We start from the raw sequence: 2945 nt of genomic DNA on the forward strand, positions 1-2945 counted from the left end.
ACCATGGGTCCTATAGCCCAGATTGAAGCAGGCGGACGCTCCTTGATAACTTCCTTGAGAGGATTTGTTACCGTTCCTTTTGAACCGAGGGAACCGTCGTCGGTCGTTATGTACAGCCTGTCAAGAAAAGGCCTGAATTCATTCAGCATTATCAGCTGCTCCTTCTTTGCAGCGCCCAGTATTCCTATGACCTCATTTCCTGCCACTTTCAGGGCCCTGGCAATGGGAAACAACGGCGCAATGCCTACACCGCCGCCCACCACACAGACCGTTCCAAGTTTTTCTATCTCGCTGGGATTTCCGAGAGGGCCTACTATATCAGCAACTGATTCGCCCTCGCTCAAAGAGCAGAGCTTGTAGGTGGTTTTGCCCACGGCCTTCACAATAACTCTTACCCTTCCTTTATCGGCTGACGCAATTGTGAGAGGAATTCTCTCACCGTATTCGTCTATCCTTATTATTAAGAATTGGCCGGGCTTTGCGTATTTATAGATCTCAGGATGAGAAAGCCAGATGTCATAGGTATCCGGCGAAATTCGCTCTTTTGAGAGTACTGTGAACATTCAATCACCTCAATAAAATCATATCAGAATCCAAATCATATTGCTGAAAGCCTTAAAGCTGGCCGCATATCCAATGCGGAGAAACAATGTGACTAATAGCCGTCATTGCACTTCAGAGTGCTGCAAATACGAGTTTTCGCAGTATCTCATGTTAGAATAATTTAAACTAGTAAGATTCCAAGACAATCTTGTCTCCTGAATCCGACTTGCACTGGTCAGAGTTTGCCTCTACGAAATCGTGGGCGAGAACAGTATGTGCGTACTCTCCTTATTATAGATCTTTTGAGAACCTCAACCCCTTAAATAAACCTTACGATGTCCGCTTTTGCCGGACGATCAAGAATGGAGGAAAAAATGGAGAAAGATCCAAAGAAAGAGAAAATGACCACGGCAGCGGGAGCGCCCGTGGTCGACAATCAGAACTCAATGACTGCCGGTCCGAGAGGTCCGATGCTGCTGCAAGATGTCTGGTATCTTGAGAAGCTGGCCCATTTCGACAGAGAAGTTATTCCGGAAAGAAGAATGCATGCAAAAGGCTCTGGAGCCTTTGGAACGCTTACCGTTACCCACGACATCACAAAGTATACCAAAGCCAAGGTCTTCTCAGAGATAGGCAAGAAGACTGATATGTTTGTCAGATTCTCCACGGTAGCCGGAGAGAGAGGCGCCGCCGATGCCGAAAGGGATATAAGAGGTTTCGCAATGAAGTTTTATACAGAGGAAGGCAACTGGGATTTAGTCGGCAATAACACGCCTGTCTTCTTCTTGAGGGACCCTCTCAAGTTCCCCGATCTGAATCATGCTATCAAGCGTGATCCGAAGACCAACATGAGGAGTGCGAAGAATAACTGGGATTTCTGGTCTTCACTTCCCGAAGCCCTTCATCAGGTAACAATAACAATGAGCGATCGAGGGATTCCCTTTTCGTATAGACACATGAACGGCTACGGAAGCCATACTTACAGCATGATAAACGCCAACAACGAAAGGATATGGGTGAAGTTCCACTTCAAGACGCAACAAGGAATAAAGAATCTCACCGATGCCGAAGCGGAAGCCATAGTCGCGAAAGATCGGGAGAGCCACCAGCGCGATCTCTTCGAGAGCATAGAGAGAGGCGACTTTCCAAGATGGACCATGTATATTCAGGTTATGACGCTGGAACAGGCCGATAAAATGCCGTACAATCCCTTCGATCTGACAAAGGTTTGGTACAAAGGAGAGTTCCCGCTTATCGAGGTTGGGTTTTTCGAGCTGAACAAGAACCCCGAAAACTACTATCTTGATGTTGAACAGGCTGCCTTCAATCCGGCAAGTATTGTTCCCGGAATAGGTTTCTCTCCAGACAAGATGCTTCAGGGAAGGCTCTTCTCCTATGGCGACGCCCAGCGTTACAGGCTAGGGGTAAACCATCATCAGATTCCGGTTAACAGACCGCGGTTCCCCTTCAATAGTTATCATCGTGACGGACAAATGAGAGTAGATGACAATGCAGGAAGCACGATAGGCTATGAACCCAATAGTTACGGAGCATGGGCTGAGCAACCTGAATACAAAGAACCCCCTCTAGAGCTAAAGGGTGCCGCCGATAACTGGAACTTCAGAGAAGATGACGATGATTACTACACCCAGCCTGGAAAACTCTTCAATCTTATGACTCCAGAGCAGCAGGAAGTTCTGTTTGAGAACACAGCAAGAAACATGGGAGACTCGCCAAAGGAAATCAAGATTAGACATATTGGAAACTGCCTGAAAGCCGATCCCGCTTATGGAGCGGGGGTTGCGAAGGCTCTGGGGATTTCGCTGGACGAAGTTGGTAAGTAGCCAAATATTGAGCGATAAGAATGGTAACTTGTGAGGCTTAAACAAGTTTTGCTGGTAATTGCAGGATCGGGTTCCCTGTTTCTTGGTATAACCGGAATAGTTCTTCCATTGCTGCCAACAACTCCTTTTCTGTTGTTGGCGGCATTTTGCTACCTGAGAAGCTCAGAGACGCTGTACCGATGGTTGATCGGCCATAAGCTATTCGGTGCGTATATCTACAGTTATCTACATTTCCGAGCAGTAAGGAGGAGAGCAAGAAATCTTGCACTTGCTTTGCTGTGGTCCACTCTTACCTTGACAATGATACTGATATCGAATGCCGCCGTCACGGCAATTCTTGTCGGAGTTGGCACTGCCGTTTCTATTCATCTATTGAAGTTGAAAACATTGACGAGTGAAATGCTTGAAGAAGTCAGGAAGGGTCTGAAGAATTCTGATAGGATCAATAAAGACACTACCTCGAATAGCTGCAATACTCAATCACGATCACAATAGTCCCGATCTCCCGTCATCGAGATGAACTCTCGCAGCTCCAGAAAGGGAAAAGATGATATCTGG

General features: G+C 46.9%; 3 protein-coding genes. 2 read left to right on the plus strand and 1 reads right to left on the minus strand.

The genetic code is table 11. The annotated features are described in order from the left end of the window. The coding region (locus ENN47_08235; protein HDP78155.1) for a sulfide/dihydroorotate dehydrogenase-like FAD/NAD-binding protein at positions 1-563 on the minus strand (563 nt) is incomplete at its 3' end. A 354-nt stretch (positions 564-917) separates the two neighbouring features. On the opposite strand from ENN47_08235, the gene ENN47_08240 reads away from it, so the two are divergent. After that, entirely contained in the window at positions 918-2387 is a 1470-nt protein-coding gene (locus ENN47_08240) for a catalase (GenBank protein HDP78156.1), read from the plus strand. Positions 2388-2417: 30 nt separating this feature from the next. Further along, positions 2418-2882 carry a DUF454 domain-containing protein gene (locus ENN47_08245; GenBank protein HDP78157.1) on the plus strand — a complete coding sequence of 155 codons (465 nt, stop codon included), beginning with the start codon at positions 2418-2420 and terminating at the stop codon, positions 2880-2882. Positions 2883-2945: the final 63 nt, after the last annotated feature.

It is taken from the genome of Mesotoga infera (assembly GCA_011045915.1).
In the GTDB taxonomy this organism is placed as follows: Bacteria; Thermotogota; Thermotogae; order Petrotogales; family Kosmotogaceae; genus Mesotoga; species Mesotoga infera_D.

Bases quoted from the DNA above. Each gene is read 5' to 3' on its own strand.
- ENN47_08240 (HDP78156.1), top strand. From the start codon at position 918: ATGGAGAAAGATCCAAAGAAAGAGAAAATGACCACGGCAGCGGGAGCG.